The following is a 23,086-nucleotide window of genomic DNA, read 5'->3' on the forward strand; positions in this document are numbered from 1 at the left end:
TTTGGCGTTGTTTTACGGGAATCTCAGTAATCTGGAACGCGATCGCGAAATAGAAGGCTGGGAATCAATATGTTCATCCGTTTTGGATACCACCTCGCAAAACGATCAATCCGCTTTCAATGGGCTATTTAAAGCACTTGCAATGACCGATGGCTCTTTTACCATTAACCATTATTGTTGCAGCTAACCAGGACATTATTTATGGCTTTTATCTCCTTTCCACCACGTCATCCCTCATCGTCAGCCCGCCTGCCGCTGACGCTGATCGCGCTTGACGACTGGGCGCTGTCGTCCATTACCGGCGTAGACAGTGAAAAGTATATTCAGGGCCAGGTCACCGCTGACGTAAGCCAGATGACTGAACAGCAACACCTTCTCGCCGCCCACTGCGATGCTAAAGGTAAGATGTGGAGCACTCTGCGACTGTTCCGTGAGCGCGACGGTTTCGCCTGGATTGAACGCCGTAGCGTGCGTGAAGCGCAATTAACGGAGCTGAAAAAGTACGCCGTATTTTCCAAAGTAGTCATCGCGCCGGATGACGAACGCGTATTGCTTGGCGTGGCCGGTTTTCAGGCCCGCGCGGCGCTGGCTAATGTCTTTAGCGAACTGCCCAATAGTGAAAATCAGGTGGTCAGAGACGGCGCCTCCACGCTGCTATGGTTTGAACATCCTGCGGAACGATTCCTGCTTGTCACCGATGTCGCGACGGCCAACATGTTAACGGAGAAGTTGCATGGCGAAGCCGAACTGAATAACAGTCAACAGTGGCTGGCGTTGGATATTGAAGCAGGCATTCCGGTGATTGACGCGGCGAACAGCGGTCAGTTTATCCCCCAGGCGACTAACCTACAGGCGCTGGGCGGCATCAGCTTCAAGAAAGGCTGCTACACCGGACAGGAGATGGTCGCACGGGCAAAATTCCGCGGCGCCAATAAACGCGCGCTTTGGTTGCTGGCGGGCAAAGCCAGCCGGGTACCGGAAGCAGGAGAAGATCTGGAGCTACAGATGGGCGAGAACTGGCGTCGTACCGGCGCTATTCTGGCGGCGACACAGTTGGACGATGGTCAGTTACTGGTTCAGGCCGTCATGAATAACGATTTAGAAGCCGAAAGCGTCTTCCGCGTTCGCGACGATGCCAACACCCTGCATATCGTCCCGCTGCCTTACTCGTTGGAAGAGTGATATCACGTTAAAAGTCGGATAGCCTGATAGCGCAACGCCATCAGGCTCGCACGTGCTGCTCTCGTAGGCCGGATAAGGTACGACAGCGCCGCCATCCGGCACGGGCATCCGGGAATTACGCCTGTCCCACATACAAATAGATGGCCAGGAAGTGGCACACGCTGCCGCCCAGCACAAAGCCATGCCAGATGGCGTGGTTATAAGGTATGCGTTTGCAAACATAGAAAATTACGCCCAGCGAGTAAACGACGCCACCTACCGCCAGCAGCGTCACGCCGCCTATCGCCAGCTTAATCGCCAACTGATAAACCACTATCAGCGACAGCCAGCCCATTGCCAGATACGTAACCAGTGAAAGCACTTTAAATCGGTGCGCAATCGTCAACTTGAAGAGGATACCGAATAGCGCCAGGCTCCAGATCACAATCATTAGTCCGCGCGCCAGCGGCGAATCCAGACCTACCAGCAGAAATGGCGTATAGGTTCCGGCAATGAGCAGATAGATAGCGCAGTGATCAAATTTCTTTAACCAGATTTTTGCCCGCTGATGAGGAATGGCATGATAAAGCGTTGAGGCAAGAAAAAGCAGGATCATGCTCCCGCCATATAAACTGTAGCTGGCGATAGCCGTCATACCCGCATTCGCCTCTACCGCCTGAACCAACAACAGCACCAGGCCGACAATACCAAATACCAATCCAATGCCGTGGCTAATACTGTTGGCGATTTCCTCAGCCAGCGAATATCCCTGCGTCATTAATGGTTTTTGCACCATAACTTACTCCGGAGAAACGTTCATAACGATGAACTGCACCTCTAGCGTAACTGAGAATGGTTCCAGTGAACACATGTTAGCTAAAATAAATTCGCAAAATTAAATTTTGTTTATTATTCAACAAATTAACTACAAAAACTCAACTAACACGCGTTCATATTTATCAAAGGCATTTAAAATCAATCACATAAAATTGCGTCTGGTTGGGATAGATTTCAGCAATGACCCGTTTCAGCTCATCAAGCGACATATTTTCCTGTTGCGCATGTTTTTCGTTCAACGTATCCAGCGTCACAGTTGACGTTCCTGTCACTTCGATTGTGCAAAAATAGCCATCATCTTCGAACCGCCCCACGCGTAGAGCATCGCCTGCTTTAAAGTGGGACTCGGAGGCATCACGAATAGTGATGGTTTTACGCCCTGCCAGAATGTCATTCTGGAAACGTTGAAAGAAAGTAATGTCATTTGGCTGCATGTGGTTATCCCCCTGAATATGGCCCCTTGAAGTGGATGTTACGATCTGAATGTGTTCTTGCCCCGACACGCGAGCATCCTGGAATTTTGCGTACGCTTTACATGCCACTTGGTGCAGAATGAATGATAACAGACTAAATAAATTGAGATTATGCAACAATGAGAAAACTCACCCTGCCAAAAGATTTTTTATGGGGCGGCGCGGTTGCCGCACACCAGGTTGAAGGCGGCTGGAATAAAGACGGTAAAGGCCCCAGCATCTGCGACGTGCTAACCAGCGGCGCACACGGCGTGCCACGCGAAATCACCCAGAATGTCGTTGCTGGCAAATACTATCCGAACCACGAGGCGGTGGATTTTTACGGACATTACAAAGAAGACATCCGTCTTTTCGCCGAAATGGGGTTCAAATGCTTCCGTACTTCTATTGCCTGGACGCGTATCTTCCCGAATGGCGACGAATCCCAGCCAAACGAGGCCGGTCTGAAATTCTACGACGACATGTTTGATGAGTTACTCAAATACAACATCGAACCGGTCATCACCCTTTCTCACTTTGAAATGCCATTACATCTGGTACAGCACTACGGCGGCTGGACCAATCGTAAAGTGGTTGATTTCTTTGTCCGTTTTGCTGAAGTCGTGTTTGAACGCTACAAACATAAGGTCAAATACTGGATGACCTTCAACGAAATTAACAACCAGCGAAACTGGCGCGCGCCGCTGTTTGGCTACTGCTGTTCCGGCGTGGTGTATACCGAGCATGAGAATCCAGAAGAAACCATGTATCAGGTCTTACATCATCAGTTTGTCGCCAGCACGCTGGCGGTAAAAGCGGCACGTCGTATTAATCCACAGATGAAAGTTGGCTGTATGCTGGCGATGGTCGCGCTGTATCCTTTCTCCTGTAAACCAGAAGATGTGATGTTTGCTCAGGAATCGATGCGTGAACGCTACGTCTTTACCGATGTGCAGCTGCGCGGCTATTACCCGTCCTATGTGTTGAACGAGTGGGAGCGCCGCGGATTTAACATCAAAATGGAAGATGGCGATCTTGAAGTGCTGCGCGAAGGCACCTGCGATTATCTTGGTTTCAGTTATTACATGACCAACGCGGTCAAAGCCGAAGGCGGTAGCGGCGATGCGATTTCCGGTTTTGAAGGCAGCGTACCGAACCCCTATGTTAAAGCATCTGACTGGGGCTGGCAGATTGACCCGGTGGGTCTGCGCTATTCATTGTGTGAACTGTACGAACGCTATCAAAAGCCGCTATTTATTGTCGAAAACGGTTTTGGTGCTTACGACAAAGTAGAAGAAGATGGCAGCATCAACGACGACTATCGCATTGACTACCTGCGCGCCCATATTGAAGAGATGAAAAAAGCGGTGACTTACGATGGTGTCGACCTGATGGGCTACACGCCGTGGGGCTGCATCGACTGCGTGTCGTTCACCACCGGTCAGTACAGCAAGCGCTACGGCTTAATCTACGTGAACAAGCACGATGACGGTACGGGCGATATGTCGCGTTCGCGTAAGAAGAGCTTCAACTGGTACAAAGAGGTGATTGCCAGCAACGGCGAGAAGCTTTAACTCCTGCACGTTACCCGCCAGTCGGCGGGTAACACTTTGAACGAGTCTTACCAGGTCTTACCTATTTTAAATTCCCAGCGTACATCTTCCATTTTGGTTGGCGACTTCGCTTCCTGCATTACCGGGAAGAAGGCTCCGGCACCAAACCATAATTTCAGTGAATCGACGGCAATATTAAATGACGGACCAACAACCCATTCGGTAGTTCCAGAATGGTTATTAATTACGCTGCCATTAGACAGTTTTTTCGTTCCAGAGGCATTATTGCTGTAGGCACTTTCCAGACCAAGATCCAGCGGTAAATCGCTAAACATATACCGCACCTGGGTATTCCACTGGAATTCGTTACCTCGTTTCACGTCCTGGTTACCGCGCTCAAATGGTCCCTGATATACAAAACCCATATCCCCTTTAATGTTAGGAGTAAATAATTTTGTTAAAGTGAGTGTTACTCTTCCTCCCCAGGCGCTATTCCCAGGCAAATGATTATCTCCATCTTGCCCGGTGGGTAGTAATACTGCCCCACCTACCGTAACCCAAAACGGATCACCTCTTCGCTGGCTCATTAAAGCATAATTGACCCCCACCGATTGGTCGCTCATTCCCTCTATGTGCTCAGGAGACAGATTGTCTCGTTTGTTATTGATATAGGAACCCACAGTTGATAATTCCAGTCTGTCGGTCAAACCGTAACGAATCTTCAATAACCATATCTGGGAGTAAACATCCGGACTTCCGTGCCCCTCGATTTGATGATCTTTATCGCGAAATGAGCTATTCACGGCGGTTAATAACTTTCCTTCCGGCAATACTGAACCACCAGAAATAGCGGTATTAACTGGTGCACCTAATAGATTACTGGGATTATTTTCTCCGTTAGCTGCCATTGCATTCATTAATAGAAAATATGTCATTAATGGCAGAAATATAAATCGTTTCATTATTCCCTCCAGGTATAAAAAACAAAGCGCTAAGTTAATAAATATTTACGTTATTTATGCTTATTTTTAATTTATAATTTAAATTAATAGCTTGATGAATTTAATATACGGAAATTTTTGTAACTATATTGAGAGGTAAATAACGATTCCGAAGAGAAACTATTTGTAACTATATGTAAATATGCTGTGTTGTTTTGATTAAATAACAGCAAGGTAAAAATGATGCACAATGAATCATTAGGCTCTAAAAAACCGGTAATTTAATTCTGGCTAATACACTGATACAAACGCCAGGTTGCCTGACAGGAGCCAACGATTTACTGTAATATATTGAATTAGTAACACTTTGTAGCCTGAATAAGGCACTCACACTGCATCCGACATAAACAAAACGCACTTTATTAACAAGCTGAAAAGGCGCCGAAGCGCCTTTAGAAAACAGTCGAATCAGTAAATTACTGGTAGTCGCTAATCGGTACGCAGGAGCAGAACAGGTTACGGTCGCCATAAACATCATCCAGACGTTTCACCGTCGGCCAGTATTTGTCTGCCACGCCTGCCGGGAATACGGCAACTTCACGGCTGTACGGATGCGCCCACTCGGCGACCAGTTCGCTCTGAATGTGCGGCGCGTTCACCAGCGGGTTATCTTCCAGCGGCCAGACACCGGCTTTCACCTGGTCAATCTCTGCGCGGATAGCCAGCATCGCATCGATAAAGCGATCCAGCTCAGCCTTACCTTCAGATTCCGTCGGCTCTACCATCAGCGTGCCCGCCACCGGGAACGACATGGTTGGCGCATGGAAACCATAGTCGATCAGACGCTTGGCAATATCCAGCTCGCTGATGCCGGTTTCTTCTTTCAATGGGCGAATATCAAGAATACATTCGTGCGCCACTCGGCCATCGCGACCGGTATACAGTACCGGGTACGCGTCTTTCAGACGGCTGGCAATGTAGTTAGCGTTAAGAATCGCGACCTGACTTGCCTGCTTCAGGCCTTCTGCGCCCATCATGCGGATGTACATCCAACTAATCGGCAAAATGGAGGCGCTGCCGAACGGCGCCGCAGACACCGCGCCCTGACGGGTGAGCATCCCTTCAATTTGCACCACGCTATGACCCGGTACGAATGGCGCCAGATGCGCTTTCACGCCGATCGGTCCCATGCCTGGGCCACCGCCGCCGTGCGGAATGCAGAAAGTTTTATGCAGGTTAAGATGCGAAACGTCCGCGCCAATAAAGCCCGGTGAGGTAATGCCGACCTGAGCGTTCATGTTCGCGCCGTCAAGGTAAACCTGACCGCCGAACTGGTGCACAACTTCACACACTTCACGGATCGTTTCTTCATAGACGCCGTGGGTGGACGGATAGGTCACCATGATGCAAGAGAGGTTCGCAGCATGTTGTTCTGCTTTGGCCCGCAGATCGTCCAGGTCGATGTTGCCGTTCTTATCACACGCCACAACCACCACCTGCATTCCTGCCATATGTGCAGAAGCAGGGTTAGTGCCGTGAGCAGAGGCCGGAATCAGGCAGATATCGCGATGCCCTTCGTTGCGGCTTCCGTGATAATGACGAATCGCCAGCAGCCCCGCGTACTCCCCCTGCGCGCCGGAGTTCGGCTGCATACAGACGGCGTCGTACCCGGTGAGTTTCACCAGCCAGTCAGAAAGCTGGCTAATCATCTGATGATATCCTTCGGCCTGCTCCGGCGGGCAGAACGGGTGCAGTTCAGCGAATTCCGGCCAGGTGATAGGGATCATCTCGGCGGCGGCGTTCAGCTTCATGGTGCAGGAACCCAGCGGGATCATCGCCTGGTTCAGCGCCAGATCTTTACGCTCCAGCGAGTGCATATAGCGCATCATCTCGGTTTCGCTGTGGTAGCGGTTAAATACCGGATGCGTCAGAATCGCATCGTCACGCAGCATACCTTGCTGAATGGAACGGCTATCAAGCGCCACGTCTTTATCCAGTGTTTCAATGTTCAGACCGTGGCTGTCGCCCAGCAAAACATTGAACAACTGCGCCACATTCTCACGGGTGGTGGTTTCATCAAGGGTAATACCCACCGCGTTATGAATATCGCTGCGCAGATTGATCTCTGCCGCTTCCGCACGCGCCAGTACCGCAGCTTTATCAGCTACTTCCACACACAGCGTGTCAAAGTAGTGCGCATGACGCAGCTTTAAGCCTTTCTGTTGCAGACCGGCCGCCAGAATATCGGTCAGGCGGTGGATACGATTCGCAATGCGTTTCAGGCCAACCGGTCCATGATAAACGGCATACAGACTGGCGATGTTAGCCAGCAGTACCTGCGAGGTACAAATGTTGGAGTTCGCTTTCTCACGGCGGATATGCTGCTCGCGAGTCTGCATCGCCATGCGCAGTGCGGTATTGCCCGCCGCATCTTTTGAGACGCCGATAATACGGCCTGGCATGGAGCGTTTAAATTCGTCTTTGGCGGCAAAGAACGCCGCGTGCGGGCCACCGTAACCCATCGGTACGCCAAAACGTTGCGCAGAGCCGAAAACAATATCCGCGCCCTGTTTGCCCGGCGCGGTAAGCAGCACCAACGCCATAAAATCGGCGGCGACGCTGACAATCACCTTACGGGCTTTGAGTTCGCTAATCAGCGTGCCGTAGTCGTGAATTTCGCCCGTGGTGCCTACCTGTTGTAACAGCACGCCAAATACGTCCTGATGATCCAGCACTTTGTCCGCGTCATCGACAATCACGTCAAAGCCAAAGGTTTTGGCGCGTGTACGTACCACGTCCAGCGTTTGCGGATGGACGTCAGCCGCCACAAAGAAACGGTTGGCATTTTTCAGTTTGCTGACGCGCTTTGCCATCGCCATTGCTTCGGCGGCAGCGGTGGCTTCGTCAAGAAGAGAAGCCGAAGCCATATCCAGTCCGGTCAGATCCAGCGTCACCTGTTGGAAGTTGAGCAGCGCTTCCAGGCGCCCCTGAGAGACTTCCGGCTGATAAGGAGTGTAGGCGGTATACCAGCCTGGATTTTCCAGCATGTTGCGCAGGATAACCGGCGGTAGCTGCACGGCGGTGTAGCCCATGCCAATGTAGGACGTGAAGCGCTTGTTACGCCCGGCGATGGCTTTTAATTCCGCCAGTGCGGCATATTCGGTTGCCGCCTCGCCAACCTGCGGCGGAGTCGCGAGCTGAATGTCTTTCGGCACAATCTGACCTGTCAGCGCGTTTAACGACTCGGCGCCAACCGCATTCAGCATCTCTTGCTGCTGCGCGGCGTCCGGTCCGATGTGGCGTTCAATGAAAGCGCCGCGGTTTTCAAGCTGGCTTAGCGTCTGTGTCATGGGCGATGGTTCCTGAAACGTGCAGTGAATCGTAGGTGTCTCTAACTCAATTGCCCGGTGGCGCTGACGCTTACCGGGCCTACGCGTGCGAAAACGAATACGCAAAATCATTCGCGTTGCAGTGAGTAGGCCGGATAAGCATTAGCGCCATCCGGCACAACATTATTCGTCTTCTAACAATGCCTCATACGCGGTGGCATCCAGCAGCGATTCAAGCTCGCTTTCATCGCTGGCTTTGATTTTAAAGATCCAGCCACCGGCATACGGTTCGCTGTTCACCAGCTCCGGGGAGTCGCTCAGCGCATCGTTTACCGCCACGATCTCGCCGCTTACCGGCGCATAAATGTCGGACGCCGCTTTTACGGACTCCGCCACGGCGCAGTCGTCGCCCGCGCTTACGGTCGCGCCGACTTCCGGCAGATCAACAAAAACCATATCGCCCAACAGCTCCTGAGCGTGTTCAGTAATGCCAACGGTGTAAGTGCCATCCGCTTCTTTACGCAGCCATTCGTGTTCTTTGCTGTATTTCAGTTCTGCGGGTACGTTGCTCATCAATTAATCTCCAAAAAAGGATGAATCACGCGACGGCTTTGCCGTTACGCACAAAAACAGGTTTAGTCACTTTTACCGGCATTTCACGGTTACGAATTTGTACAATCGCCGTCTCGCCGATGCCCGCCGGAACGCGCGCCAGCGCAATGCTGTAGCCCAACGTTGGGGAAAACGTCCCGCTGGTGATAATGCCTTCTTGCTGATTGCCCTGCGCATCGGTAAAACGCACCGGCAGTTCATTACGCAATACGCCTTTCTCGGTCATCACCAGACCGACAAGCTGCTCATGGCCTTTTTCACGCTGCATCTCCAGCGCCTCACGGCCAATAAAGTCGCGGTCAGCAGGTTCCCAGGCGATAGTCCATCCCATATTAGCCGCCAGCGGAGAGATACCTTCATCCATCTCCTGACCGTACAGGTTCATGCCTGCTTCCAGACGCAGCGTGTCGCGCGCGCCAAGACCGCACGGCTTCACGCCCGCCTCCACCAGCGCACGCCAGAAATCCGCCGCTTTTTCATTCGGCATGGCGATTTCATAGCCCGCTTCGCCGGTATAACCGGTGGTGGCGATAAACAGATCGCCCGCCTGAACGCCGAAGAACGGCTTCATACCTTCTACTGCATGGCGCTGTTGGTCAGTAAACAGAGTCGCCGCTTTTTCCTGCGCATTCGGCCCCTGTACCGCAATCAGCGACAGGTCGTCACGAACGGTGATGTCGATGGCATAAGGTTCAGCGTGTTGGGTAATCCAGGAGAGGTCTTTTTCGCGGGTGGCGGAGTTAACAACGAGACGGAAGAAATCTTCAGTGAAGTAGTAGACAATCAGGTCATCTATCACACCGCCCGATGCGTTAAGCATACCGGAGTAGAGGGCTTTACCCGTCTTCGTTAGCTTCGCGACGTCGTTTGCCAGCAGATAACGTAGAAACTCTCGTGTACGGCTACCATGAAGATCGACAATGGTCATATGCGATACATCAAACATCCCGGCATCGGTGCGCACAGCGTGGTGTTCATCAAGCTGAGAGCCGTAATGCAGGGGCATCATCCAGCCATGAAAATCGACCATGCGGGCGCCGCATAGCGTGTGTTGTTCGTACAAAGGCGTCTGTTGGGCCATCTTTTCCTCGTTGAATTAGCGGGGGCTAACAACCATTTTCATGGGAAATCTTCGCCACGAAACCTGGCATCGACGCCCTTTTTCCTGCGCCGACGCAAACGTTCTCTTGCTCCTGAACTTACCACCGAACCAGGCGCTAAACCATAAGGCTGAATTTACCATCACATTAGCTTATGACTAAAAAACGCTAAAATCCCATCAGCACAAAAAACCACTATTACGCTAAATAACTTCCATAAAAATGAAGCTGATACGATTTATCACAACATAAATTAATATTAAATGCGGAAAAAATGTCGAAAATCGCGTTCTCCAAAAATAGTGGCATTAGAAAATATAATGCGAAATAAGCGGTGAAATTAGATTATTTCAAACGAGGAAAGCCCCCCGGCGCGATAGCCGGGAAAGCAAAGTGTGACGGGTTTCAAACTCTTGCTGGCGTGCAGTCAGACGCTTAACGAAGCCATTGCGGAAGGTCGTTTAGCCCCATTGCCTGGCGAAGCAGTTGGGGTTTGACGCCGGGGAGCGTGTCCGCCAGTTTCAGTCCGATGTCGCGCAGCAATTTTTTTGCCGGGTTTTCGCCGGCAAACAGGTCACGAAAACCTTGCATCCCGGCAAGCATCATCGCCGCGCTATGTTTACGGCTACGCTCATAACGACGGAGATAAAGATGTTGGCCAATGTCTTTGCCCTGGCGCTGAAGCCGGCACAGATCGTCCACCAGTTCGGCCGCGTCCATAAAACCGAGGTTGACGCCTTGCCCTGCCAGCGGATGGATGGTGTGCGCGGCATCGCCGACCAACGCCAGACGATGCGCGGCAAACTGGCGAGCATAGCGGCCCGTCAGCGGAAAAACCTGCCGTTCGCTTTCCAGGCGGCATAAGCCCAGCCGATTATCGAAGGCGATAGTCAACGCCTGGTTAAACGCCTCGTCGCCGCTCTGTTGCATACGCTCCGCATCCTGCGGAGAAAGCGACCAGACAATGGAACACAGATGCGGATCGCTTAACGGCAAAAACGCCAGAATACCTTCACCATGAAACACCTGGCGAGCAACCGCGCCGTGCGGCTCTTCGGTGCGGATAGTCGCTACCAGCGCATGGTGACGGTAGTCCCAGAAAGTTAAGGGAATATCCGCTTTGTTACGCAGCCAGGAGTTGGCGCCATCCGCGGCAATCACCAGACGCGCGGTTAACATCGCGCCGTCTTTTAAAGTCAGGAAGGCGTCATTCTCTCCCCAGGCAACCTGCTGTAACTCCGCTGGCGCCATTAAGGTGATATCCGCCGCTTGCTGCGCTTTTTGCCACAGTGCATAGTGAATGACGCTGTTTTCAACAATATGCCCCAGATGGCTATATCCCATGCTTGCGTCATCAAACGTAATACGGCCAAAGCTGTCTTTATCCCAGACTTCCATACCGTGGTAGCAACTTGCCCGTCGCGCCACAATGTTTGACCATACGCCAAGACGGGTAAGCAGTTTTTCGCTGGCGGCATTAATCGCCGACACCCGAAGCTGAGGCGGCGCATCGTTCGCCAACTGCTGGGGAACAACGTGATCCAGTACCGCAACGCGCAAACCGCTCCCCTGCAAGCCGCAGGCGACAGCCAGTCCCACCATGCCTCCGCCAACTATTGCTACATCAACACTTTGCACTATTTACTCCTGGAAACCGGAACAATCAAAACCGTAGGCCGGATAAGGCGTTTACGCCGCCATCCGGCATTTTTACGAACACGATGCCGGATGGCGGCGTAAACGCCTTATCCGGCCTACAGATCTGCTTAACGCGCAACCCAACCTAAGGTTCGCTGTGCCAGCGCATCGCGCGCAGGTGGTAATAATTCCATCGCCATTAAACCGATATTGCGCCCAATAACCAGCGGCGCCCAACGATTTGCAAACAGATGGACCAGACCGTTCGTTACGCCAATCGTCGTATCCCGGTCAACCTGACGACGCTGCTGATAGCGCGATAACACGTGCCAGGCGCCAATATCCTCGCCCGCGTCCTGTGCCGCGACCAGCGTTTCCGCCAGGCTCATGACATCGCGCAGACCGAGATTAAACCCTTGTCCGGCGATAGGATGCAACGTCTGCGCCGCATTGCCGACCACGACAGTCCGGTGAGTAAACACTTTCGCCGCCGTAGTCAGGGCAAGCGGATACGCGCTGCGCTTACCCGCCTGAGTAATTCGCCCCAGCCGCCAGCCGAACGCGGCCTGCAACGCATGACAGAACTGCGCGTCGGACCAGCTCAGCACCTCATCGCGCTGGTCGAGCGGGTGACACCAAACCAGCGAACATCGGCCATGCGACATCGGCAACATCGCCAGCGGGCCATTGGGGGTAAAACGTTCAAAGGCGCGTCCCTGGTGCGGGATAGCGGTCGCGACATTCGCTATCACCGCTAACTGTTCGTAAGGCTCCTGATGCCAGTCAACGCCGCAGGCTGATGCCAGCGCGGAGTGGGTACCGTTAGCCGCCACCAGCACGCTGCCAGCTATCACATTGCCGTTTTCCAGAGTGACGTTAACCTGCTGTTGGGTACGCGACACGCTGGCTACGCGCTCCGGGCAGTGCAGCGTAACGCCTGGCGCTTTACGCAAGAGCGCAAACAGACGCAGCCCGATATCATGCAGCTCCGCAACGTGACCCAACGCTGCCAGGCTGTAATCCTGCGCGTCTAGAGTCACAAATCCGGCATGACCGCGATCGCTGACGTGTACGGTGTTGATTGCCGTTGCGCAATCGGAAATCGCCTGCCAGACGCCAATTCGCGCCAGTTGCTGGCAAGTGCCCGCCGCCAGCGCAATCGCTCTGGCGTCAAAGCCGGGATGACCGTCGGCTTCAGGCGCTTTCGCTTCAATCAGGTGTACCGGCAACGTCCCATGACTGAACTGAGAGATGGCCAGCGCCAGCGTTGCGCCTGCCATGCCGCCGCCAACGATAATGACGCTCATTGCTGCCGCGCCGCCGCCATTAATGCCTCAATGTCATCCGCCTTCTTCACAACGCCAGCGGTCAGGTTTTCATTACCGGTTTCGGTAATGACAATGTCATCTTCAATTCGAACGCCAATGCCGCGATACGCTTCCGGCACGTCGGCATCCGGCGCGATATAGAGGCCTGGCTCTACGGTCAGCACCATGCCCGGCTCCAGGATGCGGGAGCGATCCGGCCCATAAACGCCGACATCATGAACATCCAGCCCCAGCCAGTGGCTCAAGCCATGCATAAAGAAAGGACGATGCGCATTCTCGGCAATCAGTTGATCAACCTCTCCTTGCAAAATCCCCAACTTCACCAGCCCGGTTATCATGATGCGCACTACTTCGCCGGTCACCTGCTGAATAGAGGTACCAGGACGGAACAGTCGCAGGCTGGTCTCCAGCGATTCCAGAACGATGTCATAAATTTCACGCTGAGCTGGCGTAAATTTCCCGTTCACCGGGAAAGTACGCGTGATGTCGCCCGCGTAACCTTTATATTCACAGCCCGCGTCGATAAGCACTAAATCGCCGTCGCGCATTTCACTTTCGTTTTCAGTGTAATGCAGGATACAGCCATTTTCGCCGCTGCCGACAATGGTGTTATAGGAGGGATAGCGCGCGCCATGGCGATTAAATTCGTGGTGAATTTCACCCTCCAGCTGATACTCAAACATCCCCGGACGGCATTTTTCCATCGCGCGGATATGCGCCAGAGCGCTAATTTCCCCGGCGCGGCGCAGGACAGCAATCTCTTCCGGCGATTTGAACAGGCGCATCTCATGGACGATCGGTCGCCAGTCAGTCATGGTGGCCGGCGCGGTCAGATTCTGGCGGGAGCCTTTACGCAGCTTCTCCAGCGCAGCCAGAACAATCTCGTCGGCATACGCATATTCGCCCTGCGCGTGGTACACCACATCCAGACCATTAAGCAACTGAAAGAGTTGCTGGTTGATTTCGCTAAACGCCAGCGCCCGGTCAACGCCCAGTTTTTCCGGCGCGGCATCCTGTCCTAAACGGCGACCAAACCAGATTTCCGCCGTCAGGTCGCGAACGCGGTTGAACAAAACGCTGTGGTTGTGGGTGTCATCACTCTTAATCAGTACCAGCACGGCTTCCGGTTCGTTAAAACCGGTGAAATACCAGAAGTCGCTACTCTGGCGATACGGATATTCACTGTCTGCGCTGCGCGTCGCCTCCGGCGCGGCAAAGATCAGCGCGGCGCTGCCGGGCTGCATTTGCGCCAGTAATGCCTGGCGACGGCGTTGGTATTCCTGCTGAGTCATGACATGGCCTCCATTTCGTTTTTTCTTAGTGTAGCGTCGGTTTACGCACTTCCGGCGCGGTCGGCTGTTGGCGCGTGAAAGTGTCATGACATAACAGCGCCGCAACACGGACATATTCGATGATCTCTTCGAGCGACATCTCCAGCTCTTCCTGATCTTCGCTCTCATCATAACCAAGCTGCGCAATATTACGCAGGTCGTCAATCGCTTCACCCGTTTCGCCGGTGACTTTATCAAGTTTAGGCTGCGTTACGCCGAGGCCAAGCAAAAAGTGGTTAACCCACCCGGCTAATGCATCTGCGCGATCGAATACGCTGACATCGTCGCCTTCAGGCAGATAAAGCTGAAAAAGAAAGCCGTCGTCTTCCAGCGCGTCGCTGGTCGCCGCGTGCATTTTGCGCAGCGCCTGAGCAAGCTCATGCCCGAAGGCCAGACCTTCGTTCGTCAGGTCATGCAACAGCGGCTGCCATGAGCTGTCGTTGTTGCCGCCGCAAATCATCCCGCTGATTAAACCATGCATTTCAGCCGGGGTCAGACCGGCCCCTTGTTGATTCAAAAACCGGTTCATTTCGTCGTAACCAGGCATTTCGTTCTGTATAGACATAAGCATTCGTCATCAAAGGGAGGATATTCATGATATGCTACCACTTTGGACCCTGGTGAACCAGAAAAGGGCTTGTATCTTCACACCAGGGTAGCTATAGTGTCGCCCCTTCGCGGACCCTGGGTCTGGAGACGAAGGCAGCGCAGTCAATCAGCAGGAAGGTGGCATGTCTGCACAACCCGTCGATATCCAAATATTTGGCCGTTCACTGCGAGTGAATTGCCCGCCTGACCAAAGGGATGCGTTGAATCAGGCTGCGGACGATCTGAATCAGCGGTTGCAAGATCTGAAAGTTCGTACTAGAGTCACAAATACTGAGCAGTTGGTTTTCATTGCCGCATTGAATATCAGCTATGAGTTAACTCAGGAAAAAGCGAAGACCCGCGATTACGCGGCGAGCATGGAACAACGTATTCGGATGCTACAACAGACCATCGAACAGGCGTTGCTTGATCAAGGTCGCATAACCGAAAAAACGGGCCAAAACTTTGAATAACACTTTTCGCTTTACTATGGTAAAGTGATTGTGAAAACAGTATTTCTCTGAGATGTTTGCAAGCGGGCCAGTCCCCTGAGCCGATATTTCATACCACAAGAATGTGGCGCTCCGCGGTTGGTGAGCATGCTCGGTTCGTCCGAGAAGCCTTAAAACTGTGACGACACATTCACCTTGAACCAAGGGTTCAAGGGTTACAGCCTGCGGCGGCATCTCGGAGATTCCCCTTCTGACTGGCGACAGCCATGACGCAACTTCCCGAACTCTCTTTATCACGACAAGAAATCCGCCGAATGATTCGGCAACGTCGCCGTGCGCTGACGCCAGAGCAGCAACGCCGCTTTGGTCAACAGGCCGCCGCCCGAATGCTCAGCTTTCCTCCCGTCGTGATGGCGCACACTGTCGCCGTGTTTCTCTCCTTTGATGGCGAACTCGACACCCAGCCGCTGATAGAACAGCTATGGCAAGCGGGCAAGCGCGTCTACCTTCCGGTTCTTCATCCCTTCAGCCCTGGCAACCTCCTGTTTCTGCACTATCATCCGCAGAGTGCGCTGGTGACCAACCGCTTAAATATCCGGGAGCCACGGCTTGATGTCCGCGACGTATTGCCGCTGGCAAAGCTGGATGTGCTGGTAACGCCGTTAGTCGCGTTTGACGAAGGCGGGCAGCGTTTAGGCATGGGCGGCGGTTTTTATGACCGCACGCTACAAAACTGGCAGCAGCATAAGATCCTACCTGTGGGCTACGCGCATGATTGCCAGTTAGTAGAAAAACTGCCGGTTGAAGAGTGGGATATCCCGCTGCCTGCGGTGGTGACGCCGTCCAAAATTTGGGAGTGGTAGCCGTGTTTTGTCGATTGACAGCGTCGCTTTTTTGACCTAAATTTCTCGGTGAAGGGTGAGGGAGGCGAACCTCCCTCCTGCGTACTCACTGTTAATATGCTGGGCAAGCGATGATTAACAGGATCAGCAGCATGATGACGTATCTCATCATCGTCCCTTTCCTTTTTAGAGCCCCTGCCTCGGTAGGGGCTTTCCCGTTTCAGCGCTATGCTGAGCCCTTATCGTAAATTCCTTTTATTGCTGTACAACACGCAACGCTGCCTTTAATTACCAATTGCGGCAAGGCTCGAAAACAGAATGTATGCGTTACACGAAGAGATGTTGAGGCAGGGAAACCAGAGAAAGGATGGGCAGGTCATCTCCTGCCCATTTAGAGGAAATTAGTACAGCAGACGGGCGCGAATGGTGCCCGGAATCGCCTTCATCGCCAGCAGCGCTTTCTCCGCCACATCGCCATCGGCTTCTATATCAATTACCACATACCCCATTCGGGCGGAGGTTTGCAGATACTGTGCGGCAATGTTAACGCCCTGCTCGGCAAAGATCTGGTTAAGCGCGGTCAATACGCCCGGGCGGTTTTCGTGGATGTGCATCAGGCGACGACCGCCGTGCAGCGGCAGCGACACTTCCGGGAAGTTCACGGCGGACAGCGTCGAGCCGTTATCCGAGTACTTAATCAGTTTTCCTGCGACTTCCAGACCGATGTTTTCTTGCGCCTCCTGCGTCGAGCCGCCGATATGCGGCGTCAGGATCACGTTATCGAATTCGCACAGCGGAGAGGTAAACGGATCGCTATTAGTGGCCGGTTCCGTCGGGAAGACGTCGATAGCCGCCCCCGCCAGATGTTTCGTCGCCAGCGCGTCGCACAAAGCCGGGATATCCACTACCGTACCGCGCGCGGCGTTAATCAGCAGCGAACCCGGCTTCATCAGGGCTATCTCTTTTGCGCCCATCATGTTTTTGGTGGAGGCGTTTTCAGGTACGTGCAGACTGACCACATCGCTCATATTCAGCAATTCAGACAGGTGCTGCACCTGAGTTGCATTACCGAGCGGCAGTTTATTTTCAATATCATAGAAATAGATATGCATCCCCAGCGATTCCGCCAGAATGCCCAACTGCGTTCCGATATGGCCGTAACCGATAATGCCAAGCTTTTTACCGCGTGCTTCGAACGATCCCGCCGCCAGTTTATTCCATACGCCGCGGTGCGCTTTGGCGTTCGCTTCCGGCACGCCGCGCAGCAGCAGCAATAGCTCGCCAATCACCAGCTCCGCCACGGAACGGGTATTCGAGAATGGCGCGTTAAAGACCGGAATACCGCGTTTTGCCGCCGCATTTAAATCCACCTGGTTGGTGCCGATGCAAAAACAGCCAATCGCCACCAGCTTCTCTGCGGCGTTAATCACTTCTTCTGTCAGATGAGTACGGGATCGCAGACCGATGAAGTGGGCATCGCGGATGGACGCTTTCAACTGTTCAGCGTCCAGCGCGCCCTTGTGATATTCAATGTTGGTGTAACCTGCCGCACGAAGGCTTTCCAGCGCCTTTTGATGCACCCCTTCAACCAGCAGAAATTTAATTTTATCTTTCTCCAGCGATACCTTTGCCATTTCCCCGATCCTGTCTTTTTTTGCCATCTGATGTTGTGTGTGGATTTGCATCCGTCCTTCAACATATCAAAAAAAATTATCACGGCAATATGAACGTTTGCGCCAACGCCGTGAAGGAATCGCATACAGCGGGAAATAGCAGATGAAAATACCGGGAATAACTTTTCTTTGGAGGGATCGGCAGGGCAAACGATTAAACGTGATACATGTCACCAAATTTGCCCTGACCGAATTCTTTACGCGGCAGGAAATACGCCTGGCGGGATCATTTTACGATGGTTTTCACCCCGTCCGGCGTGCCGATCAGTGCGACATCGGCGCCACGGTTGGCGAACAACCCTACGGTCACGACGCCCGGAATCGCGTTAATGGCGTTTTCCAGCGCGATGGGATCAAGGATTTCCATACCATAAACATCCAGAATCACGTTGCCGTTATCCGTGACCACGTTCTGACGGTACTCCGGACGCCCGCCCAGCTTCACCAGTTGACGAGCAACCGCGCTGCGCGCCATCGGAATCACTTCGACCGGCAACGGGAATTTGCCAAGAATATCCACCTGTTTAGAGGCATCCGCAATACAGATAAATTTCTCCGCCACGGAAGCAATAATTTTCTCACGGGTTAATGCCGCGCCGCCGCCTTTGATCATCTGCATATGACCGTTGATTTCGTCCGCGCCATCGACATAGATACCCAGGCTATCCACTTCGTTGAGATCAAACACATGAATACCGAGGCCTTTGAGTTTTTCAGTCGAGGCGTCCGAGCTGGAGACCGCGCCTTCAATCTGGCCTTTCATTGTGCCCAGCGCATCAATAAAGTGTGCGGCCGTTGAGCCTGTACCAACGCCCACAATGGTGCCGGGCTGTACATACTGAAGTGCCGCCCATCCTACCGCTTTTTTCAGTTCATCCTGCGTCATAGATCGTTTCGCCTGTGGTGTGAAAATACAGCCGCATTATAGAACATTGTCGGGAAAAATCTCCGTGTCCGTACACAGGCTACGGATTTCATCTGTACCGACGGCAAATTTATGTCATAGTGCGGAAAAAATAACAGGAGCATGACACAACAATGAAACGTCCGGACTACAGAACACTACAGGCGCTGGATGCCGTTATACGTGAACGAGGATTCGAGCGCGCCGCCCAGAAGCTGTGCATCACGCAATCCGCCGTCTCACAGCGCATAAAACAGCTTGAGAATATGTTCGGACAACCTTTGTTGGTGCGTACCGTTCCTCCTCGCCCCACGGAGCAAGGGCAAAAATTACTGGCTCTGCTGCGTCAGGTTGAACTGCTGGAAGAAGAGTGGCTGGGCGATGAACAAACCGGCTCTACGCCGCTACTGCTGTCGCTGGCGGTTAACGCCGACAGTCTGGCGACCTGGCTGCTTCCGGCGCTGGCGCCAGTACTGGCGGACTCCCCTATCCGTCTCAATTTACAGGTGGAAGATGAAACGCGCACGCAAGAACGTCTGCGTCGCGGCGAGGTGGTGGGCGCGGTGAGTATTCAGCATCAGGCGCTGCCCAGTTGCCTGGTAGACAAACTGGGCGCGCTCGACTATCTGTTTGTCGCGTCAAAGCCGTTTGCCGAGCGCTATTTTCCCAATGGCGTTACCCGGTCGTCGCTGCTGAAAGCGCCCGCCGTCGCGTTCGACCATCTGGATGATATGCATCAGGCTTTTTTGCAACAGAATTTCGATCTACCGCCCGGCAGCGTGCCGTGCCATATCGTTAATTCATCCGAAGCGTTTGTACAGCTTGCGCGTCAGGGCACGGCCTGCTGCATGATCCCTCACCTGCAGATTGAGAAAGAGCTGGAAAGCGGCGAGTTGATCAACTTAACGCCTGGCTTGCTACAACGCCGGATGCTTTACTGGCACCGCTTTGCCCCGGAAAGCCGGATGATGCGCAAAGTGACCGACGCGCTGCTGGAGTACGGGCACAAGGTGCTGCGTCAGGATTAGCCTCTCTATGAATGCCGGATGGCGGCGTGAACGTCTTATCCGGCCTGCATGACCCATTATTCCCCCGTCGCTTCTTTGAAATTGATCACAAAATCATTGCGTTCAGGCGGCAAAAAACGACGCGCCATTGGCTATTTTTTGCTGGCGGCAAGGCGACTCAAAACGCTCACCGTATTATCAAATCTTCATTTCATTGCGTAATACGGAGCAAAAAATGAGAACACCGGGAGAAAACGCGGCCTGGAAGCGCCCAGGCCGGGCGAGATTACTGCGTGCTGGCGGCCGTTGTCGACGTCTGCCCTGTTCCAGGTTCAAGCTGGAATACCACATCGACCTGATCGTCGAACTGAATAGTCGGCTGCTCGTAAGTTTCCTGCGCGGATACCGGCGCAGCATCTGCGGCTTTCATCATTCGCACCACCGGACTCGGCTGATAATTAGAGACATGGTAACGAACGCTGTAAACCGGCCCCAATTTGCTGTTAAAACCGGCTGCCAGCGCTTGCGCCTGATGAATCGCGTCATCAATGGCGGCTTTGCGGGCCTTGTCTTTATAGGCGTCCGGTTGCGCCACGCCCAGCGATACCGAACGAATCTCGTTCAGACCCGCCTTCAGCGCGCCGTCCAGCAGCGAATTGAGTTTATCTAACTGACGCAGCGTCACCTCAACGGTTCGCACCGCGCGATACCCTTTCAGAATGCTTTTACCGTTTTGGTAATCATAATCCGGCTGCGTGCGCAGATTCGCCGCGCTAATGTCTTTTTTCGCAATCTGATTTTGCTCAAGGAAGGAAAGATATTGCGCCACGCGCTCATCGGCCTGCTTCTTCGCCGTCGCCGCATCCTTCGCCGCGACGTTCACTTCAATCGCTAAGGTGGCGATATCAGGCACAGCATCGACGCTTGCTGTACCGGAAGTCACGATGTGCGGGCCTTCCGGCAATTCGCTTGCCTGCGCCGACATTGCACTTAAACCCACTAATGCCGCCAGGGCCATCACTTTGAACTTCACAGTCTCTCCTCCATATTGCAGTCATTGCCCTGATATACAGGGCGCATGCAGGCAAGCTTAGCGGATATCGGTCTGTTGTCCATCAGACAACGCTTAGTTGAAAAGCGCGTGCATATGCGCGACGCCTTCCCGCGCCAGTTGGAAGGCGATAAGCCACATCACCACCCCTACCAGAATGTTGATAATGCGTTGAGCTTTCGCCGTACGCAGTCGAGGCGCAAGCCAGGCCGCCAGTAGCGCTAACCCAAAAAACCATAAGAACGACGCGCTAATCGTGCCGAGAGCAAACCAGCGCTTTGGCTCCATAGCCAGTTGTCCGCCGAGACTGCCCAACACGACAAACGTATCCAGATAAACGTGCGGATTCAGCCAGGTTACCGCCAGCATCGTAGCAATAATTTTCCAGCGCCCCTGCTTCATAACCTCGGCGCTGGCCAGCTCCAGATTACTGCTCATTGCCGTTTTCAGCGCGCCAAAACCGTACCATAACAAGAACGCAACCCCGCCCCATGTGACCAGCGCCAGCAGCCACGGCGACTGCATCAGCAACGCGCTACCGCCAAAAATACCGGCGCTAATCAGGACTAAATCACTTAACGCGCAAAGCAGCGCTATCATGAGGTGGTACTGGCGACGAATTCCCTGATTCATCACAAACGCATTTTGCGGGCCAAGCGGAAGGATCATGGCGGCGCCAAGGGCAACCCCTTGAAAATAATAAGATATCACGTTAACTACCCTGAGCTGTTTTTCTTAAAGGCAGACTATAGCGCGGGAATATTATTAGCGGAAATTGATAATTTTAATCACTAATAAGAAAAGCTAATAAAGAGACTGAATAACGGATGGCGGCTACGCTTATCCGCTCAATAACCAGAGAATACTGGAGGCGGATAAGCGCAGCGCCGGCAGGCAGCACGGGAGGAAAATTACTCCGCGGCGTTATCTTTCACGCGTTTAAAATTGACGTCCATCTGCGGGTACGGGAAGCTAATACCAGCGGCGTCGAATTCACGTTTAATACGTTCCAGCACGTCCCAATAGACATTTTGCAGGTCGCTGCTTTTACTCCAGACACGCACCACAAAATTAATTGATGAGGCGCCCAGCTCATTCAAACGCACCGTCATTTCGCGATCTTTTAAAATACGATCGTCGGACTCGATAATCGTCGTTAGCAGCTGTTTCACCTGATCGATATCCGAATCGTAGGCCACCCCAATAATGAATTCGTTACGGCGAACCGGCTCACGAGAATAGTTGATGATATTTCCCGCGATAATTTTGCCATTCGGAATCACAATAATTTTGCCGTCTACCGCGCGCATTGTCGTGGAAAAGATTTGCACGTTCAGTACCGTACCGGCAACGCCGCCCAAATCGACATACTCACCGGCGCGGAACGGACGGAACATAACCAGCAATACCCCAGCCGCAAGGTTAGAAAGCGATCCCTGTAATGCCAGGCCAACGGCTAAACCAGCGGCGCCCAGTACGGCAATAACCGAGGCGGTTTGAACCCCCACGCGACCCAGAGCCGCAATCAGCGTAAAAGCGATAACCCCATAGCGCACCAGCGCAGAAAGAAAGTCGGCTACTGTCGCATCAATATGACGCGCACGCATCAGACGATTTACCGTATTGGAGATCACGCGCGCTACAATCAAGCCGATGATGATAATAGCGATAGCCGCAACAATATTCACAGCATAGCTGAGCAATAACGCCTGGTTGCGTACCAGCCAGGTGCCCGCACCATTTATGCTGTCGACAACATTCAAATCTTCCATTCAATATTCCTTGGTCATAGCAAAACAAGCAAATGAGATCATTCTCACGAAAAGAACTTTTTAAAGGTAAACAAAAACAGAGGAATATGCCATTTTTCGGCATCATCCCAAAAAAGGCAGGTACACTGTGAGTTGGCCGGATGAAAGCGCTAACTAACGCCGCTCTCCGGAAATAACGATAATAAATATCCTCCGGCATAGCCGGAGGTTTTTCAGATGCGCCTGTAAGGCTCTCTTACCAGCCGCGCCCTAACAGGCGCATACGATCTGACATTTGCATCAAACTTCGTTACTTACGGCCCGTAAACGGGCTGCCCGGATAAGGGATCGATAATTGCTCACCCATTTTATCCTCTTCAAGCTGGTGCTTTATGTAGTCCTGTATCTTCGCCGTGTTCTTACCCACCGTATCGACATAGTACCCTCTGCACCAGAACTCCCTGTTCCTGTATTTGAATTTTAGATCCCCAAACTGCTCGTAAAGCATCAGACTACTTTTACCCTTCAGATATCCC

General features: G+C 52.9%; 20 protein-coding genes, 1 other RNA gene and 1 pseudogene. 6 read left to right on the plus strand and 16 right to left on the minus strand.

The window, feature by feature from the left end:
* The first annotated feature begins 201 nt into the window (after window positions 1–201).
* A complete protein-coding gene (gene ygfZ, locus AAYN39_RS11615) occupies window positions 202–1,182 on the plus strand; it encodes a tRNA-modifying protein YgfZ (RefSeq protein ID WP_000874170.1) in 981 nt (326 codons plus the stop codon).
* 115 nt (window positions 1,183–1,297) lie between these two features.
* Here the strand turns inward: ygfZ and AAYN39_RS11620 are convergent, their stop codons facing one another.
* A complete protein-coding gene (locus AAYN39_RS11620) occupies window positions 1,298–1,957 on the minus strand; it encodes a hemolysin III family protein (protein ID WP_000250289.1) in 660 nt (219 codons plus the stop codon).
* A gap of 163 nt (window positions 1,958–2,120) precedes the next feature.
* A complete protein-coding gene (gene yqfB / locus AAYN39_RS11625; RefSeq protein ID WP_001182971.1) occupies window positions 2,121–2,432 on the minus strand; it encodes a N(4)-acetylcytidine aminohydrolase in 312 nt (103 codons plus the stop codon).
* Between the two features lie 158 nt (window positions 2,433–2,590).
* On the opposite strand from yqfB, the gene bglA reads away from it, so the two are divergent.
* Window positions 2,591–4,024, plus strand: a complete 1,434-nt coding sequence (gene bglA / locus AAYN39_RS11630) for a 6-phospho-beta-glucosidase BglA (protein WP_001230148.1) — start codon at window positions 2,591–2,593, stop codon at window positions 4,022–4,024.
* Between the two features lie 47 nt (window positions 4,025–4,071).
* Here the strand turns inward: bglA and AAYN39_RS11635 are convergent, their stop codons facing one another.
* The 8 genes from AAYN39_RS11635 to AAYN39_RS11670 form a co-directional block, all read right to left on the minus strand.
* On the minus strand, window positions 4,072–4,965 hold the full coding sequence (locus tag AAYN39_RS11635; RefSeq protein WP_000819377.1) for a transporter: 894 nt from the start codon (window positions 4,963–4,965) through the stop codon (window positions 4,072–4,074).
* A 455-nt stretch (window positions 4,966–5,420) separates the two neighbouring features.
* Complete coding sequence (gene gcvP / locus AAYN39_RS11640; protein WP_000194962.1) at window positions 5,421–8,294, minus strand: aminomethyl-transferring glycine dehydrogenase; 2,874 nt, start codon at window positions 8,292–8,294, stop codon at window positions 5,421–5,423.
* Window positions 8,295–8,456: 162 nt separating this feature from the next.
* On the minus strand, window positions 8,457–8,846 hold the full coding sequence (gcvH, locus tag AAYN39_RS11645) for a glycine cleavage system protein GcvH (protein WP_001295377.1): 390 nt from the start codon (window positions 8,844–8,846) through the stop codon (window positions 8,457–8,459).
* A 25-nt stretch (window positions 8,847–8,871) separates the two neighbouring features.
* Entirely contained in the window at window positions 8,872–9,966 is a 1,095-nt protein-coding gene (gene gcvT, locus AAYN39_RS11650; protein ID WP_000068738.1) for a glycine cleavage system aminomethyltransferase GcvT, read from the minus strand.
* Window positions 9,967–10,420: 454 nt separating this feature from the next.
* On the minus strand, window positions 10,421–11,623 hold the full coding sequence (ubiI, locus tag AAYN39_RS11655; protein ID WP_001192154.1) for an FAD-dependent 2-octaprenylphenol hydroxylase: 1,203 nt from the start codon (window positions 11,621–11,623) through the stop codon (window positions 10,421–10,423).
* A gap of 128 nt (window positions 11,624–11,751) precedes the next feature.
* On the minus strand, window positions 11,752–12,930 hold the full coding sequence (ubiH, locus tag AAYN39_RS11660) for a 2-octaprenyl-6-methoxyphenyl hydroxylase (protein WP_000111142.1): 1,179 nt from the start codon (window positions 12,928–12,930) through the stop codon (window positions 11,752–11,754).
* On the minus strand, window positions 12,927–14,243 hold the full coding sequence (gene pepP, locus AAYN39_RS11665; RefSeq protein ID WP_000193684.1) for a Xaa-Pro aminopeptidase: 1,317 nt from the start codon (window positions 14,241–14,243) through the stop codon (window positions 12,927–12,929). The genes ubiH and pepP overlap by 4 nt, the downstream gene beginning before the upstream one ends.
* A gap of 25 nt (window positions 14,244–14,268) precedes the next feature.
* Window positions 14,269–14,847 (minus strand): YecA family protein, encoded by a 579-nt coding sequence (locus AAYN39_RS11670; protein ID WP_000027229.1) that lies wholly within the window; start codon window positions 14,845–14,847, stop codon window positions 14,269–14,271.
* 166 nt (window positions 14,848–15,013) lie between these two features.
* On the opposite strand from AAYN39_RS11670, the gene zapA reads away from it, so the two are divergent.
* The 3 genes from zapA (at window position 15,014) to AAYN39_RS11685 (ending at window position 16,185) form a co-directional block, all read left to right on the plus strand.
* On the plus strand, window positions 15,014–15,343 hold the full coding sequence (gene zapA / locus AAYN39_RS11675; protein ID WP_001276011.1) for a cell division protein ZapA: 330 nt from the start codon (window positions 15,014–15,016) through the stop codon (window positions 15,341–15,343).
* Window positions 15,344–15,384: 41 nt separating this feature from the next.
* Window positions 15,385–15,568: non-coding RNA, 6S RNA (gene ssrS / locus AAYN39_RS11680), on the plus strand.
* Between the two features lie 20 nt (window positions 15,569–15,588).
* Window positions 15,589–16,185: a 5-formyltetrahydrofolate cyclo-ligase gene (locus AAYN39_RS11685; RefSeq protein ID WP_014341478.1), complete on the plus strand. Its 597-nt coding sequence runs from the start codon at window positions 15,589–15,591 to the stop codon at window positions 16,183–16,185.
* 380 nt (window positions 16,186–16,565) lie between these two features.
* Here the strand turns inward: AAYN39_RS11685 and serA are convergent, their stop codons facing one another.
* The gene (serA, locus tag AAYN39_RS11690) at window positions 16,566–17,798 is read right to left on the minus strand and encodes a phosphoglycerate dehydrogenase (protein WP_001151621.1); all 1,233 of its coding nucleotides are present in this window, start codon (window positions 17,796–17,798) and stop codon (window positions 16,566–16,568) included.
* A 265-nt stretch (window positions 17,799–18,063) separates the two neighbouring features.
* Window positions 18,064–18,723 (minus strand): ribose-5-phosphate isomerase RpiA, encoded by a 660-nt coding sequence (gene rpiA, locus AAYN39_RS11695; protein ID WP_000189741.1) that lies wholly within the window; start codon window positions 18,721–18,723, stop codon window positions 18,064–18,066.
* 152 nt (window positions 18,724–18,875) lie between these two features.
* Between rpiA and argP the strand changes: the two genes are divergently transcribed.
* Window positions 18,876–19,769 (plus strand): DNA-binding transcriptional regulator ArgP, encoded by an 894-nt coding sequence (argP, locus tag AAYN39_RS11700; RefSeq protein WP_000828344.1) that lies wholly within the window; start codon window positions 18,876–18,878, stop codon window positions 19,767–19,769.
* Between the two features lie 265 nt (window positions 19,770–20,034).
* Here argP and AAYN39_RS11705 read toward each other — a convergent pair whose 3' ends face one another.
* The 4 genes and pseudogenes from AAYN39_RS11705 to tnpA form a co-directional block, all read right to left on the minus strand.
* Window positions 20,035–20,781, minus strand: a complete 747-nt coding sequence (locus AAYN39_RS11705) for an oxidative stress defense protein (protein WP_000669854.1) — start codon at window positions 20,779–20,781, stop codon at window positions 20,035–20,037.
* Between the two features lie 93 nt (window positions 20,782–20,874).
* Window positions 20,875–21,510, minus strand: coding sequence for an arginine exporter ArgO (gene argO, locus AAYN39_RS11710; protein ID WP_000626880.1), 636 nt, complete (start codon window positions 21,508–21,510; stop codon window positions 20,875–20,877).
* A 200-nt stretch (window positions 21,511–21,710) separates the two neighbouring features.
* A complete protein-coding gene (locus AAYN39_RS11715) occupies window positions 21,711–22,571 on the minus strand; it encodes a small-conductance mechanosensitive channel MscS (protein WP_000389833.1) in 861 nt (286 codons plus the stop codon).
* 289 nt (window positions 22,572–22,860) lie between these two features.
* Window positions 22,861–23,086 (minus strand): annotated as a pseudogene (tnpA, locus tag AAYN39_RS11720) (IS200/IS605-like element IS200F family transposase); the annotation flags it as partial.

The organism is Salmonella sp. K21076 (assembly GCF_039650795.1).
GTDB classification, from domain to species: Bacteria; Pseudomonadota; Gammaproteobacteria; order Enterobacterales; family Enterobacteriaceae; genus Salmonella; species Salmonella enterica.